Raw genomic sequence first — 14,719 nt, 5'->3', positions numbered from 1 at the left:
ATGCAGCAAGGCAGGCCGTTCGCAGCACACCGCACGCGGCTTTTCGACTCTGTGATGTTGATCGAAGAACGAGGGGGACGACATGGCATCCGGGCAGCTCATCTTCGCCGTCGCGTGCGGCGTTATCGCGGTATGTTACGGCTTGTGGTCACGCAGTTGGGTCCTGAGCCAGGATCCCGGCAACGGCCGCATGCAGGAAATCTCGCTGGCCATCCAGCAGGGGGCGTCGGCCTACCTGGCGCGCCAATACCGAACCATCGCCATCGTCGGCCTCGTGCTGCTGGTCGCCATCTTCTTCCTGCTCGGCGCGGCCACCGCGTGCGGCTTCCTCGCTGGCGCGCTGCTGTCCGGCGCGTGCGGCTTCATCGGCATGAACGTCTCCGTGCGCGCGAACGTGCGCACGGCGCAGGCGGCCGTGACGGGACTCGACGCCGCGTTGAACGTCGCCTTCCGCGGCGGGGCCATCACGGGCATGCTCGTCGTGGGCCTGGGCCTGCTGGGCGTGGCACTGTTCTACTGGTTCCTCATCATGCGCGCCGACCCGGCGCTGTCCATGCATGACGTGATCCAGCCGCTCGTGGGCCTCGCGTTCGGCGCGTCGCTGATCTCGATCTTCGCGCGCCTGGGCGGCGGCATCTTCACGAAAGGCGCGGACGTCGGCGCCGACCTCGTCGGCAAGGTCGAAGCCGGCATTCCCGAGGACGATCCGCGCAATCCTGCCGTCATTGCCGACAACGTGGGCGACAACGTGGGCGATTGCGCCGGCATGGCGGCCGACCTGTTCGAGACCTATGTCGTCACCCTCGTCGCCACGATGCTGCTCGGCGCGCTGATGCTGCCCGGGATGGGCGGCACGGGCACGGCGTATCCGCTGCTGCTCGGGGGCGTGTCGATCATCGGGTCGATCGTCGGCTGCTCGCTCGTGAAGAACCACCCGGGCCACAAGATCATGTACGCGCTGTACACGGGCCTGTGGTGGTCGGCGGCGCTGTCGCTGATCGGCTTTGCCGTCGTCACGTGGCTCGTATGGCCTGACGAGGCCATGCGCTGGCGCATGCTGGGCTGCGCCACGGTGGGCATCGCGCTGACGGGCCTGATGGTCTACATCACCGAGTACTACACGGCAACGGAATTCAGCCCCGTGCGCCACATCGCCGAAGCGTCGACGACGGGCCACGGCACGAACATCATCGCGGGCCTGGGCGTGTCGATGAAGTCGACGGCGTATCCCGTGCTCGTCGTCTGCGCCGCGATCCTCATCGCCTACCAGCTGGGCGGCCTGTACGGCATCGCCATCGCGGCCACGTCGATGCTGTCGATGGCCGGCATCATCGTCGCGCTGGACGCCTACGGCCCCATCACCGACAACGCGGGCGGCATCGCCGAGATGAGCGGCATGCCCGACCAGGTGCGCGCCGTCACCGACCCGCTGGACGCCGTCGGCAACACGACGAAGGCCGTCACGAAAGGCTATGCGATCGGCTCGGCGGGCCTGGCCGCCCTCGTGCTGTTCGCCGACTACACGCACGCGCTGGAAGCGCACGGCACGCACCTCGCGTTCGACCTGTCGAACCCGATGGTGATCGTCGGCCTGTTCATCGGCGGACTCGTGCCGTATCTGTTCGGGGCACTGGCGATGGAAGCGGTGGGGCGCGCGGCGGGCGCCGTCGTGATCGAGGTGCGGCGCCAGTTCCGCGACATCGTCGGCATCATGGCCGGTACCGGCAAGCCGGAATACGACAAGGCCGTCGACATGCTCACGGCATCCGCCATCCGCGAGATGGTGCTGCCGTCGCTGCTCCCCGTGATCGTGCCGATCCTCGTCGGCATGCTGCTGGGGCCGGCCGCGCTGGGCGGCATGCTGATGGGGACGATCGTCACCGGGCTGTTCGTCGCGATCTCGATGACGACGGGTGGCGGCGCCTGGGACAACGCCAAGAAATATATCGAAGACAATCACTACGGCGGCAAGGGTTCCGACGCGCACAAGGCCGCCGTCACGGGCGATACGGTGGGCGACCCGTACAAGGACACGGCGGGGCCGGCCGTGAATCCGCTCATCAAGATCATCAACATCGTCGCGCTGCTGCTCGTGCCGCTGCTGCCGGCGGGTGGCTGGCTGGCCGTGTCGGCGCCGGAAGCGTTGTACGCGAAGCCGGCAGCGACGGCGCATGCGGAAGCGAAGGTTCCCTTGCCCATGCAGGTCCCCGTGCGGCGCTGACGGTAACGGTGCCCAAAAAGGCGCCCGTCAGGCGCTGACGATGACGGCGCCGGTGCGGCGCTGGCGGTAGCGGCGCGGGCCCGGCGGCGCGCGCGCCTGCGCGCGTCAACGCCCGAGCGCCTCGCTGAACGCGCGCTCGAGCGACGTCCGGTCCGAGTCGCCCCGGTAGCGCACGCCGTTGATGTAAAAGGTCGGCGTGCCGCTGGCGCCGTCGTGGCGCGCGCGTTCAGCATCCGCCTGCACGCGCGCGCGGTGGCGGCGTTCGCTCACGTCGGCGCGGAAGCGGTCGCTATCGAGGTCGAGGCGTTCCGCCAGCACGGCCAGGTCTTGCTCGTCGGTGATCTGGCGCTGCTGTTCGAACAACAGGTCGTGCATCTCCCAGAACCGGTCCTGGCTGGCGGCGGCCTCGGCCGCTTCCGATGCCAGCTCGGCCAGCGGATGCAGGTGCGCCAGCGGCAGGTGGCGGTAGACCAGGCGGATGCCGCCGAAGCGCGCGTCCAGACCGCGCAGGACGGCGTGGGCGCGGGCGCTGTACGGGCACTGGAAGTCCGCGTATTCGATCACCGTCAGCGCGGCGTCCCCCGGGCCGCGCACGTGTTCGTCGTTGCCGATCTCGTCAACTCGTTGCATCGATCTCTCCTCATTGCGTCGTGGGCGCCATGATGTCACGTCGCGCTGAATCATGTAGTAAATTTTCACCCGGTAAGAAGATAGGTGTAAAAACAAAACAGATAGCGACGCGATCGGCTCCGTTAGGGTACAGTAGCGCCATCAGCGATTTGTTTCTGAAATGATTAGAAACGGAACGCGCCAGCTTACTAACCAAATGGAGAAAACCATGACGAGCAATCTCGGAAGACAAGGCGGCGCCGACGCCCAAGTCCTCGATCCCACCGATACCCCGCGCCAGGACAGCATGCAGCAGGCCGACGGCGCGGAGCGCGCAGAACTGCAGCGCGCGCTGCTGGTGTACGGCATGGCCGGCGCACTCGGCGCCGAGCAAGCACGCAGCGCCGTGACCGAACCACGCGGCTGACGGTATCGCGTCAACCGCACGAACGGGACCTGCGGGTCCCGTTTTTCATTCAAAAGACGCACATGCGGTCGGCTTCTTCGCGCAGCCACGGCCGGAAGTCCGGATGCGCGATGGCGATCAATTCGCGCGCCCGCTGCTTGGCCGACTTGCCGCGCAACTGGGCGACGCCCCATTCCGTGACGACGTAGTTGACGTCGTTCTTGCTCGTCGTCGCGTGCGTGCCTGAAGACAGCGTCGGCACGATGCGCGAGACGGTGCCGTCCTTCGCCGTCGACGGCAGTACGATGAACGACTTGCCGCCGCGCGAACGGTTCGCGGCGCGCACGAAATCGACCTGGCCGCCCGTGCCGGAATAGGGCAGGTGGCCGATGCTCTCGCTGCCGCACTGGCCGAGCAGGTCGACCTGCAGGCTCGCGTTGATCGACACGAGCTTGTCGTTCTGTCCCGCGATGTACGGGTCGTTCGTGTAGTTCGACGGGTGCATCTCCAGCATCGGGTTGTGGTGCATGAAGTCGTACAGGCGGCGCGAGCCGAGCGCGAACGTCGCCACCATCTTCCCCGGCATCAAGGTCTTCCTGCGGTTCGTGACGGCGCCCGACTCCACGAGCGTCAGGATGCAGTCGCCGATCATCTCCGTGTGGATGCCGAGGTCGCGCTTGTCCGTCAGCTGCATGACGACGGCGTCCGGGATGCCGCCGTAGCCGATCTGCAAGGTGGATCCGTCTTCGATATGCTCGGCCACGAGGCGGCCGATCGCTTCCTGCACGGGCCCGATGCGGGGCAGGCCCACTTCCATGATCGGGTCTTCGCTTTCGACGAGCGCCGTCACTTGCGAGATGTGCACGTGGCACTGGCCGTGCGTGAACGGGACGTGCGGATTCACTTCCAGCACGACGGCCCGTGCCTTCGCCACGGCGGCCATCGTGTAGTCGGTGCCGAGGCTCAGCGCGAAATGGCCGGAAGCGCTCATCGGCGAGGCCAGTGAGAACACGACGTCGGCCGGCATCTGGCCCCGTTCGATCAAGGTGGGGATCTCGGAAAAATAATTCGGGATGAAATCGCACCAGCCGGCCTGGCCGCCCGTGCGCGACGCGCCGCCGAAGAACAGCGCGGCGTGGCGCACGTGCGGGCGGGACTCGGGCGCGAAATAGCCGAACTTGCGCATGGCGAGGATTTGCGCGACCTGGACGTCCGTGAAGCTGCGGCATTCGTCCGACAGCGCGTGCAGCAAGGTGGGCGGTTCGCCGACGCCCGTCGGGACGATGATCATGTCGCCGTCGCGAACATGGTCGAGGGCATCGAAGGCGCTGCCGCGCCGCGCGCGGTACATCTCCTGCATCGTCTGCATGGTGGTCTCCTGAATCGTTTTTGTTTGAATAGGTGCGCCGTGGCACGATACCAGCGTGGCGGACGAAACTGACGGACACCTGACGCGCGCCGGGACGGCTGCGCACGGCCGATAATGGGACGTCAAGCGACGAGGTGAACCATGGGACTGACACGATATCGATCCGCCGCCGCAATGGCCGCGCTGGCTGTCCTGCTCGCCGTCGCGCGCGCGGTGCCGGCACAGGACGTCGCCACGCAGCGCCAGTCGGAACGGACGGAACAGGCGAACCGCGAGGCGGCCGTCGCGGACGAGGCCAGCAAGCCGCAGTCCGCCCACGTCCCGGCGCGCGACCCGGCCGCGGGCGCGCGCACGTCGCCGGCCACGCTCAGCTACGGTCCCGTGCTGACGCCGCGCGGGCAGCAGGGCGCCGATGCTGTCCGCAAGGATCCGGCCGAAGTGCATGACGAGGCGGACACGCTGGCGCGGCAGAGCGCGCATCCGCAAGATACGCAACTAACCGACAACCAGCGCGGCACCAACGCCGGCGACAAGGCCTCGAACCAGCGCGGCGAGCAGGCCGCCAAGCCAACCGACGAACAGCGCCGCCGCGCCGCCCGCCGCCACCAGGCGTGGCAACCGACCGGCCCGATGGCGCCGCGTCCGCTGCGCGCTGGCGACACGCCAGCCACGACAGCCGCCGTGCCCATCCCGCCGCCGCTTGCGCCACCGCAACCCGTCGTGCCCAGTTCCAGCGCCGTCCGGGCGTGCCAGGGGATCGTCTGCACGGACGCGGCCGGCAACACGTTCAACGGCAGCGGCAACGCCGGGGTCGGCAGCGGCGGACGCACGTGCACGCGTACGGGCGCCACCGTGCAGTGTTTTTGACGTCTCCGCATGGTGTTTCTTGCCATTTCCCGATAAAATTCGCTGGTTGACGTTTACGTAAACGGAAAACGATATCCAGCACACCAACGAAGGGGAGACAGATGCAGATCCAGAATAACGTGTTCATCGTGACGGGCGGCGCTTCGGGCCTGGGCGCGGCCACCGCGCGCACCATCGTGGAGGCGGGCGGCAAGGTCGTGCTGGCCGACGTGCAGCAGGAAGCGGGCGCGGCGCTGGCCGCCGAGCTGGGCGCCGCGGCACGGTTCGTGAAGTGCGACGTGACGTCCGAAGCGGACGGCCTCGCGGTCGTCGCGGCCGCGCGCGAGCTGGGCAGCGTGCGCGGCCTCGTCAACTGCGCCGGCGTGGCACCGGCCATCAAGACGGTGGGCAAGGACGGTCCGCATCCACTGGACGCGTTCCAGCGCGCCATCAACATCAACCTCGTCGGCACCTTCAACATGTGCCGCCTCGCGGCAGACCAGATGGGCAAGGAAGACGCGGTCGAACACGGCGAGCGCGGCGTCATCATCAACACGGCGTCCGTCGCCGCGTTCGACGGCCAGATCGGGCAGACCGCATACGGCGCATCGAAGGCGGGCGTCGCGGGCATGACGTTGCCGATGGCGCGCGACCTGTCGCGCAGCGGCATCCGCGTGATGACGATCGCGCCCGGCATCTTCGAGACGCCGATGCTGATGGGCATGCCGCAGGAAGTGCGTGATTCGCTGGGCAAGATGGTGCCGTTCCCGCCGCGCCTCGGCATGCCGCGCGAGTACGCGCACCTGGCGAAAACGATCATCGAAAACGTCATGCTGAACGGCGAGACGATCCGCCTGGACGGCGCGATCCGCATGCAGCCGAAGTGACGCGACACTTGCCGGCGTGAGCTGTCCGGCAATTTCGGGTACGATGCTCCATGGTATCGAACGCGTGGCGCGAGCCGCGCGTTGCTTTTTTTGGAGAATCGCATGAAGTCGAAGTTGCTCGCCCTCGCTCTCGGCAGCGCGCTTGCCGCCGCCCTGAACCCGCAGATCGCGTTCGCCCAGTACACGAGCGCCCAGCAGCAGGCACCGGAAGGCGCCAGCGGCTACACGGAAAAGCCGGGCTGGACGGCGCGCAACTACATGGTGGCGGCGGCGAATCCGCTGGCGGTCGACGCGGGCTATGCGATGCTCAAGCAGGGCGGCACCGCGATCGATGCCGCGATCGCCACGCAACTTGTCCTCACGCTCGTCGAGCCGCAATCGTCCGGCATCGGCGGCGGCGCCTTCCTCATGTATTACGACGGCAAGAAGGTGCAGGCGTACGACGGCCGCGAGACGGCGCCGTCGAAGGCGGACGAACACCTGTTCCAGCACCCGGACGGCACGCCGATGTCGCGCCGGGAAGGCATCGTCGGCGGCCGCTCGACGGGCGCGCCCGGTGTGCTGCGCATGCTCGCGCTCGCGCACCGCCAGCACGGCAAGCTGCCGTGGAAGACGCTGTTCCAGCCCGCGATCCGCCTGTCCGAGCAAGGCTTCGCCGTCAGCCCGCGCCTGCACAGCCTGCTGGCCGAGGACGCCTACATCCGCAAGGACCCGACGGCGCGCGCCTATTTCTACGGCCCGGACGGCAACCCGTGGCCCGTCGGCCACATCCTCAAGAATCCGGCGCTCGCGCGCACCCTGCACGAGCTCGCGGACGGCGGCGCCGAGGTGTTCTACACGGGCCGGATCGCGCGCGACATCGAGGCGAAAGTGAAGAGCCACCCGACGAACCCGGGCCTGCTCACGGCCGCCGACATCGCCGCGTACCGGCCGAAGCTGCGCGAGCCCGTCTGCAACGACTACCGCGCGTACACCGTGTGCGGCATGCCGCCGCCGTCGTCGGGCGGGATCGCCGTCGCGCAGATGCTCGGCATGTTCGAGACGCGCGACATGGCCGCGCTGGCGCCCACCAACGGTGTCCCGGGCACGGACGCCGTGCACCTGTTCTCGGAAGTGGGCCGCCTCGCGTACGCCGACCGCGACCGCTACGCGGCCGACACCGACTTCGTCCCGCTACCCGGCCGCGGTGTCCCCGCGCTGCTGGACAAAGGCTATCTCGCGCAGCGCGCCCGCCTGATCGGGCCCCGTTCGATGGGCAAGGCCGAGGCGGGACATCCACCCGGCGTCGAGGCGGCGTGGAACTGGGGCCTGGACAATTCGATCGAGGCGCATTCGACGTCGCACATCGTCGCCGTCGACCCGTACGGCGCCGGCCTGTCGATGACGACGAGCGTCGAGGACGCGTTCGGCTCGCGCCAGATGGTCGACGGTTTCATCCTCAACAACCAGCTGACCGACTTCTCGTTCGATTCGCGCGATGCGAACGGGCCCGTCGCCAACCGCGTCGAACCGGGCAAGCGCCCGCGCAGCGCGATGAGTCCGACGATCGTGTTCGACAAGAAGACGGGACGCTTCGTGGAAGCCGTCGGCTCGCCGGGCGGGCCACTCATCATCAACTACGTGGCCAAGGTCCTCGTCGGCACGCTCGACTGGGGCCTGGACATGCAGCAGGCCATCGCGCTTCCGAACTTCGGCAGCCGCAACGGGCCGACGGAGCTCGAGGCGGGTCGCTTCCCGGCGGCGGAAATCGACGCCCTGAAGGCGCGCGGCCACACGGTGCGCGTGTTCGAGCAGACGTCCGGCCTGCAAGGCATCGCGCGCATGACCATTCACGGCGTGCCGCTGTGGTTCGGCGGTGCCGACCCGCGCCGAGAGGGCGTCGCGAAAGGCGAGTAGGGTGGACGGCTCCGCCGTCCACGCGGCGCAGCGGCTCCGATGTCGTCCGCGATTGCGAATACGGTAACGATCACCGCGTGGACGGGGAACCCGTCCACCCTACGACCATTTGTCGAGGCACACAAACAACGAAGTATTTGTTAAATAGATATTTATTCAACGCAAGTTGGACGGATTTTGCTAATCTTGCCCTGTGGACATTGAACGTAAAACGGGGCTGATCCTCAGCGGCGGCGGCGCGCGCGCGGCGTACCAGGCTGGGGTCTTGCAGGCGATCTCCCGCATCCTGGGGGATGCGGGCTGGCCGGCTGCGTGCAATCCGTTCTCGATCATCTGCGGCACGTCGGCCGGCGCATTGAACGCCGCGGCGCTGGCCTGCCGCGCCGACGACTTCGGCGACGCCGTCGGTCATCTGGCGGACGTGTGGAACGGCATCGCCGTGTCGCAGGTCTACCGCGCCGATTCGCTCGGCGTGCTGCGCTCGGGCGCGCGCTGGCTGTCGCTGCTGTCGTTCGGCTGGATGCTGCGCCAGTGGCATGCGGCGCCGCCCGCGTCGCTGCTCGACAACACGCCGCTCGTCGGCCTGCTGCACCGCATGCTCGACCTGCCGCGTCTGGACGCGGTGCTGGCCAGTGGCTGCCTCGATGCGCTCGCCGTCACGGCGTCGTCGTACACGGGCGGCCAGCACGTGACGTTTTACCAGACCGAACGGGAAGTCGTGCCGTGGAAGCGGCACCAGCGCGTCGCGCTCGCGGGACAGATCGGCGTCGACCACCTGCTCGCGTCGAGTGCGCTGCCGTTCATCTTCCCGGCCGTCCCGCTCTACCTCGATGGCCACATGGAATACTGCGGCGACGGCTCGATGCGCCAGCTGGCGCCGATCGCGCCCGCGATCCACCTGGGCGCGCGCCGCGTGCTCGTCGTGGGGGCGGGGCGCATGAACGAAACCGTGCGCCACTTGCCGGCTCATGTATCCTATCCGACCCTGGCGCAGATCGCCGGCCACGCGCTGTCGTCGATCTTCCTGGACGGCCTCGCGATGGACATCGAGCGCCTGCAGCGCGTCAACCAGACGCTCGCCATGCTGCCCGACGACCTGCTGGCGAAGACGCCGCTGCGCCGCGTCGAGCTGCTCGCGATCGTGCCGTCGGAACGGCTGGACGACATCGCGGCGCGCCACGCCCACGACCTGCCCGGGCCCGTGCGCACGCTGCTCGGCGGCATCGGCGCCACCGAGGCGCGCGGCGCGGCGCTCGCGTCGTACCTGCTGTTCGAACGGGGCTACACGCGCGAGCTGATGGCGCTGGGCCAGCGCGACACCTATGCGCGCCACCGCGACGTACTGGAGTTTTTCGAAGCATGAAACGATGGCTGCTCGCCTTGCTGGCGCTTTCCTGGATGTCGCTGTGGCTGGGCTGCGCCCACGCCGCGCCGACGCCGACCTTGCGCTTCGAGCACCTGTCCGTCGACGACGGCCTCGCGCAGGAATCCGTGCTGTCCATCGTGCAGGACCCGGACGGCTTCATGTGGTTCGGCACCCAGTCCGGCCTGTCGCGCTACGACGGCTACCGCTTCACGAATTTCCGCAACGTCGTCGGCGACCCCAAGACGCTCGCCAACAACTGGGTGCGCGTGCTGTACGTCGACCGCAAGGGCCGGCTGTGGATCGGCACCGACGGCGGCCTGGATCGCTATGAGCCGGCCACCGGCACGTTCAGCCACTTCCTGCCGGACGAACCCGTCAAGCGGGGCAACGGCAACCGCCACATCCGCGCCATCCTGGACGACGGCAAGGACGGCCTGTGGCTGGCGACGGCGGACGGCCTGCAGCATTTCGACATTGCCAGCGGCCGCTTCGACACGTGGCACCACGTGCCGGGCGTGCCGGACAGCCTCGCATCGGACAAGCTGACGGCGCTCGCGCGCGGGCGCGACGGCCACCTGTGGATCGGCACGTCGTCGGGCCTGGACAGCCTCGATCCGGAGCACATGCATTTCCGCCACCACCCGTCGCCGCGCGGCGGCAAGTACGACTTCGTGCAGGCGCTGATGGTCGACGCGGGCCAGGGCCTGTGGGTCGGCAGCCTGGGCGGACTGGAACGCCTGCCGCTGGGCCAGAAGGGCGCGCTGCGCACGTTCGGCGCGGACGACGGCATCCCGCCCGGCGAGATCAGCGTGCTGTACGAGGATGCCGAGCGCCAGATCTGGGTCGGCTCGCACGACCGCGGCCTGTATCGCTGGCTGCCCGCGCAGGACAAGTTCGAACGCCATCCGCACCGCATCACCGACAACTACAGCCTGGGCGACAACCAGGTCACGGCGCTGTACGGCGACCGCGTGGGCACGTTCTGGGTCGGCACATGGTATGGCGGCGTGTCGCGCGCGGACATGGGCAGCGGCGGCTTCGCGCGCATCGTGCGCGGCGACGACACCCCGATCTCGCTGGAAGACAACAAGGTGCGCGGCATCGTCGGCGACGGCGCCGGCAAGCTGTGGCTCGCGACGAACGGCGGCCTGCACCTGTTCGATCCGGCGACTGGCGCCGACCAGCCGTGGCGCCTCGCGCCCGTCGAGGCGGGGACCTCGGGCGACGCGATGGCCACGTCGGTGGCGCTCGGCCGCGACGGTACCGTCTGGATCGGCACGCGCAACGGCCTCGCGCGCCTCGACCCGAAGACGGGACGGCTTACGCGGCGTCCGCTGTCCACCGACGACGTCGACGCCAACTTCGTGCGCAACGTGCACGTCACGCGCGACGGCACCGTCTGGGCCGCGTCGCGGGGCGGCCTGCACCGCATCGACCCCGACGGCAGGCTGATGACCTACCAGCACGACCCGGCCGTGGGCGCGAGCCTGGCCGACAACATCGTGCGCCCGATGCTGGAAGACCGTCACGGCCGCTTCTGGATCGGCACGTTCGACGGCCTCGACCTGCTCGACCGCGCCACGGGCAAATTCCGCCACTTCCGCCATGACCCGGAAGACCCCACGAGCCTGTCGCACGACGAGGTGCACTACCTGCTGGAAGACCGCAAGGGCGACCTGTGGGTGGGTACCGCGGTCGGCCTGAACCGCATGGTGATCGGCGCCGACGGCACGCCGCGCTTCCAGCGCTACACGGTGCGCGACGGCATGGCGGACGACGTCGTGGCAGCGATGCAGGAAGACCTCGACGGCTTCATCTGGGTCTCCAGTTCGAGCGGCCTGCACCGGCTCGATCCGGCCAGCGGCGCCTGGCGCAACTACAACTCGACGGACGGCACGATCGAAGGCGCGTACTTCGATGCGTCGGCGCTGCGCGTCGCGGACGGCACCCTTTATTTTGGCGGCAACAACGGCATCACCGCGTTCAATCCGCGCGCGCTGCACGACAACCTGATCGCGCCGCGCGCCGTCATCACGGGCCTGCAGATCTTCGGGCAGCCGTGGCAGGACGTGCGCCCGGGCATGCTGCCGGGGCCCATCGAGCGCCTGTCCGGCATCACGCTCACGCCGCAGGACTCCGTGTTCTCGCTGGAGTTCTCGGCGCTGCACTTCGCCGCGCCGGGCCGCAACCGCTTCGCCTACCGCCTCGCGGGCTTCGACCAGGACTGGATCGGCGTCGACGCGGGCAAGCGCTTCGCCACCTACACGAACCTCGACCCGGGCAGCTACACGTTCCAGGTGCGCGCCGCGAACAAGGACGGCGTGTGGAGCGACGCCGCCGCCACCCTGGAAGTCACGGTGCTGCCGCCCTACTGGAAGACGTGGTGGTTCCGCACCTTGTGCGCGCTCGTCGTGATCGGCTGCGGCTACGGCATCTACCGTATCCGCGTGGACGTGCTGCGGCGCCAGAAGGCCATGCTGGAACAGCAGGTCAGCGCGCGGACGGAACGCATCGAGCAGCAGAACCGCCTGCTGGAACGCCAGACCGAGGAACTCCGCGAGCAGGAGCGCCAGGTGCGCCGCCGGACGAACGAGCTGGCGCTCGCCAACGACGCGCTGCAGGAAAACGAGGAACGGCTGTACCAGGCCAAGCAGCGCGCGGAGGATGCGACGCGCCAGAAATCCGAGTTCCTCGCCAACATGAGCCACGAGATGCGCACGCCGCTCGCGGGCGTCATCGGCATGCTCGGCTTCGCGCTGCGCGACGGCGCGCTGCGGGAGGCCACGCGCGACCAGATCATGCGCGGCCAGGCCAACGCGCAGTCGCTGCTGGCGATCATCAACGACCTGCTCGATTTTTCCAAGATCGAGGCGGGCAAGCTCACCATCGAGAACATCGACTTCGTCCTCGACGAGAACATCGCGCACGTCGTCACGCTGTTCGAGGAACAGGCCGGCGCGCACAGCGTGGGCTTCGGCGTGCACCTCGACCCGGACCTGCCGCGCTTCGTCGTGGGCGATCCGACGCGGCTGCGCCAGGTACTCGTGAACCTCGTCGGCAACGCGTTCAAGTTCACGGAAAGTGGATCGGTGACCGTGCGCGTCGAGCGCCGTCCCATCGACCAGCACGACCGCGCGGGCCGCAACATGATCCGCTTCTCGGTCGAGGACACGGGCATCGGCATCGCGCCGGAAGCGCTGCCGCGCCTGTTCCAGAAATTCGAGCAGGCCGACGCGACGACGACGCGGCGCTACGGCGGCACGGGCCTGGGCCTCGCGATCTGTCGCCAGCTCGTCGAGCTGATGGGCGGCACGATCGGTGTCGCGAGCACGCCCGGCGTGGGCTCCACGTTCACCTTCGTGCTGCCGCTGGCGGATGGCGTGCAGCCGCCCGTCGTCGCCGACCAGCCGCGCGAGCCGCACACGCACCGCCTGCGCGTGCTGTGCGCGGAAGACTATCCGACCAACCAGATCATCGTGCGCATGATGCTGGAAGAGCTGGGGCACCAGGTCGACGTCGTGGAAAACGGCTTGCTGGCCGTGGCCGCGTGCGCGCGCACGCGCTACGACCTGATCCTGATGGACGGCCGCATGCCCGAGATGGACGGCGCGACGGCCACGCGGCTGATCCGCGCCGGCGGCCCGCTGGACGCGCCCGTGCTCGACCAGCACTTGATGATCGTTGCGCTCACGGCGAACGTCAGCGAGGAAGACCGCACGCGCTACCTGGCCTGCGGCATGGATGCCTTCATCACGAAGCCCATCGACGACGCCCAGCTGCATTTCTACCTGACGCGCGCCATCGAGCGCCAGCTGCAGCGCGGCATCGATCTGCCGCCGATGCCGGCGCCGTCGCCGCGCACGCCGTCGACGGCGGAGCTGGACGCGATGTTCGACGTGCCCGGCGACCCGGCCGCGCCGACGGTGGCGGCGTTGAACGCCACCCGCCGCGCGGGCGACTTGAAGGAGCGCTTGCGCGAGGCGTTCCTGGCCGACCTGCCGCGCCGGCGCGCCGAGCTGGACACGGCGCTGGCCGAGGGCGACAGCGACACGGCCGGCCGCGTCCTGCACGGCATCAAGGGCAGCGCCGGTTACCTGGGCGAGGCGCCGCTGCACGCGCTGTGCTCGGAACTCGAGGCGCTGGCCGACGCCGGCGAGCTGGACGCCGTGCGCGCCGGCCTGCCGCGGCTGCTGGCATTATTGTCCCGCTTCGAAGCGCAACCAGTCTGAATCGTGCGCTTGTCACTTATCTGTATAATTGCCATTTAACAATTGGGACGCATGGGGCAGGGATGAAGGTTTTGATAGTCGACGATGACGTGGTGTCGCGCATGATGCTGATGCACATGATCGACACCACCGCGAGCGGCGTGTTCGACGTGCACGAAGCGGAGGATGGCGAAGACGCCTGGCGCCAGCTGGACGGCGGGCTCGATCCGGCCATCGTTTTCTGCGACCTGCGCATGCCCCGGCTGTCCGGCATGGAATTACTGGCCCGCGTGAAGGCGGATGCGCGCCTGGCGGGCCTGCCGTTCGTCCTCGTGTCGTCGGCTGGCGATGCCGAGACGATGGAGCACGCCCTGTCGCTCGGGGCCGACGGCTACATCGTCAAGCCGTTCGACGCCGCGCGCGTCGAGACCCACCTGGCCCCGCTGATGCGCGCGGCCGACGAGCAGCCGGCCGCGACCTTGCGCCGCCTCGGCATCGACGCCACGCGCCTGCTGCTGTACCTGGGCGGCCTGCAGCGCCAGCTGGTCAGCGCCGGGACCGACCTCGCGCAGCTGCTGGCCGCGCGCCAGCTCGACGCCGCGCGCGCCCATCTCGCGCGCCTGTGCGAAGGGTGCCGCACGCTGGGCCTGCACGGCGCCGCGGCCGGTTTCGATGCGCTGCGCACGGCGCCGGACGACGCCGGCCTCGCACGTGAACTGGCGGCCGCCCATCAGGCTGTCGTGCGTCAGACGGATGCCACGCGCCAGCTCGCCATGTGATCGCGCCGCGCCTTGCGACCGTCCTTATTCGCAAGGTTAAGAGCGCCTGACAGAACCGTTCGACATGCCGCCAACACATGAGCGAGCAGGGCAGCCGTCTTAGCTTCCGAACTAGGGGTGCGCCGCTATCGA

Annotated in this window: 10 protein-coding genes; 8 read left to right on the top strand and 2 right to left on the bottom strand. The window is 68.8% G+C overall.

The annotated features are described in order from the left end of the window. The first annotated feature begins 82 nt into the window (after positions 1-82). The gene (locus NX784_RS27815) at positions 83-2,221 is read left to right on the top strand and encodes a sodium-translocating pyrophosphatase (protein WP_258819918.1); all 2,139 of its coding nucleotides are present in this window, start codon (positions 83-85) and stop codon (positions 2,219-2,221) included. Between the two features lie 105 nt (positions 2,222-2,326). Here NX784_RS27815 and NX784_RS27810 read toward each other — a convergent pair whose 3' ends face one another. Continuing rightward, complete coding sequence (locus NX784_RS27810; RefSeq protein ID WP_258819917.1) at positions 2,327-2,851, bottom strand: DsbA family protein; 525 nt, start codon at positions 2,849-2,851, stop codon at positions 2,327-2,329. Between the two features lie 208 nt (positions 2,852-3,059). On the opposite strand from NX784_RS27810, the gene NX784_RS27805 reads away from it, so the two are divergent. Continuing rightward, positions 3,060-3,257: a hypothetical protein gene (locus NX784_RS27805; protein WP_258819916.1), complete on the top strand. Its 198-nt coding sequence runs from the start codon at positions 3,060-3,062 to the stop codon at positions 3,255-3,257. 49 nt (positions 3,258-3,306) lie between these two features. Here NX784_RS27805 and NX784_RS27800 read toward each other — a convergent pair whose 3' ends face one another. Continuing rightward, entirely contained in the window at positions 3,307-4,605 is a 1,299-nt protein-coding gene (locus NX784_RS27800; RefSeq protein WP_370662980.1) for an acetyl-CoA hydrolase/transferase family protein, read from the bottom strand. Between the two features lie 141 nt (positions 4,606-4,746). On the opposite strand from NX784_RS27800, the gene NX784_RS27795 reads away from it, so the two are divergent. From NX784_RS27795 to NX784_RS27770, 6 genes are all read left to right on the top strand, one after another. Then, positions 4,747-5,472, top strand: coding sequence for a hypothetical protein (locus NX784_RS27795; protein ID WP_258819915.1), 726 nt, complete (start codon positions 4,747-4,749; stop codon positions 5,470-5,472). 101 nt (positions 5,473-5,573) lie between these two features. Further along, positions 5,574-6,338 carry a 3-hydroxyacyl-CoA dehydrogenase gene (locus tag NX784_RS27790; protein ID WP_258819914.1) on the top strand — a complete coding sequence of 255 codons (765 nt, stop codon included), beginning with the start codon at positions 5,574-5,576 and terminating at the stop codon, positions 6,336-6,338. Between the two features lie 102 nt (positions 6,339-6,440). Further along, a complete protein-coding gene (locus NX784_RS27785; protein ID WP_258819913.1) occupies positions 6,441-8,234 on the top strand; it encodes a gamma-glutamyltransferase family protein in 1,794 nt (597 codons plus the stop codon). Between the two features lie 193 nt (positions 8,235-8,427). Next, a complete protein-coding gene (locus tag NX784_RS27780; protein WP_258819912.1) occupies positions 8,428-9,597 on the top strand; it encodes a patatin-like phospholipase family protein in 1,170 nt (389 codons plus the stop codon). Continuing rightward, positions 9,594-13,829, top strand: coding sequence for a hybrid sensor histidine kinase/response regulator (locus NX784_RS27775; protein WP_258819911.1), 4,236 nt, complete (start codon positions 9,594-9,596; stop codon positions 13,827-13,829). Before NX784_RS27780 ends, NX784_RS27775 begins: the two co-directional genes overlap by 4 nt. A gap of 62 nt (positions 13,830-13,891) precedes the next feature. Then, the gene (locus NX784_RS27770) at positions 13,892-14,587 is read left to right on the top strand and encodes a response regulator transcription factor (RefSeq protein WP_258819910.1); all 696 of its coding nucleotides are present in this window, start codon (positions 13,892-13,894) and stop codon (positions 14,585-14,587) included. Positions 14,588-14,719 lie beyond the last annotated feature (132 nt).

This window comes from Massilia pinisoli (genome assembly GCF_024753285.1).
GTDB classification, from domain to species: domain Bacteria; phylum Pseudomonadota; class Gammaproteobacteria; order Burkholderiales; family Burkholderiaceae_D; genus Telluria; species Telluria pinisoli.
The sequence above is the reverse complement of the archived record's forward strand: the minus strand, read 5'-3'. Positions and strand labels throughout refer to the sequence as shown.

Excerpts from the sequence above, each read along its gene's own strand:
- NX784_RS27815 (WP_258819918.1), top strand. The coding sequence starts at position 83 with ATGGCATCCGGGCAGCTCATCTTCGCCGTCGCGTGCGGCGTTATCGCG.
- NX784_RS27810 (WP_258819917.1), bottom strand. The coding sequence starts at position 2,851 with ATGCAACGAGTTGACGAGATCGGCAACGACGAACACGTGCGCGGCCCG.
- NX784_RS27805 (WP_258819916.1), top strand. The coding sequence starts at position 3,060 with ATGACGAGCAATCTCGGAAGACAAGGCGGCGCCGACGCCCAAGTCCTC.
- NX784_RS27800 (WP_370662980.1), bottom strand. The coding sequence starts at position 4,605 with ATGCAGACGATGCAGGAGATGTACCGCGCGCGGCGCGGCAGCGCCTTC.
- NX784_RS27795 (WP_258819915.1), top strand. The coding sequence starts at position 4,747 with ATGGGACTGACACGATATCGATCCGCCGCCGCAATGGCCGCGCTGGCT.
- NX784_RS27790 (WP_258819914.1), top strand. The coding sequence starts at position 5,574 with ATGCAGATCCAGAATAACGTGTTCATCGTGACGGGCGGCGCTTCGGGC.
- NX784_RS27785 (WP_258819913.1), top strand. The coding sequence starts at position 6,441 with ATGAAGTCGAAGTTGCTCGCCCTCGCTCTCGGCAGCGCGCTTGCCGCC.
- NX784_RS27775 (WP_258819911.1), top strand. The coding sequence starts at position 9,594 with ATGAAACGATGGCTGCTCGCCTTGCTGGCGCTTTCCTGGATGTCGCTG.
- NX784_RS27770 (WP_258819910.1), top strand. The coding sequence starts at position 13,892 with ATGAAGGTTTTGATAGTCGACGATGACGTGGTGTCGCGCATGATGCTG.